Genomic DNA, 562 nt, shown 5'->3' with positions numbered 1-562 from the left:
GTTCGGCGAAAGTGATTTTAAATGAAGTGACCAGCAGCAAGCGCAGTGCGCTTCATGGTCCAGGAGAGGTTTTTGGGAGCCCAGCCGATGTGATTATAGCCAATCCCAATGGGATAAGCTGTGATGGTTGTGGTTTTATCAATACGCCCCATGCAACCTTAACCACAGGTGTACCCGAAATTGATGCGAGTGGTTTTTTGAAAGGCTTTGAGGTGCGAGGTGGGGACATCACCTTTGGCGCAAAGGGAGCCAATTTTTTCTCAGGCCAAGGGGCGGTTGATATTGTCGATATTGTCTCACGAACAGTGCATTTTGAAGGAGCTGTTGCGGGCAAGGAAATTGGAGTGACAGCAGGGACGGGTCACTTTGATTATGCTTCACGGGAAATGAAAGAACTGACTGATATTACTGGTAAACCGGAATATGCGATAGATGGTTCTGCTTTAGGGGCTCTACAGGCGGACAGAATAAAACTTGTAGCGACGGAAAAAGGTGTTGGGGTTCGCATGCGCCATGATATGGCGGCTAATGCGGGGCAGTTGCATCTTTCTGCTGATGGAAA

The 562-nt window shown here is 48.6% G+C and carries 1 protein-coding gene; it reads left to right on the top strand.

Going from position 1 to position 562, the window contains the following annotated elements:
- The coding region (locus tag ACFIK6_RS10240) for a filamentous hemagglutinin N-terminal domain-containing protein (RefSeq protein ID WP_375677624.1) at positions 1-562 on the top strand (562 nt) is incomplete at both ends.

This window comes from Bartonella sp. AS69XJJH (genome assembly GCF_042195585.1).
Taxonomy (GTDB): domain Bacteria; phylum Pseudomonadota; class Alphaproteobacteria; order Rhizobiales; family Rhizobiaceae; genus Bartonella.
This window is presented reverse-complemented; position numbering and strand designations above follow the sequence as displayed.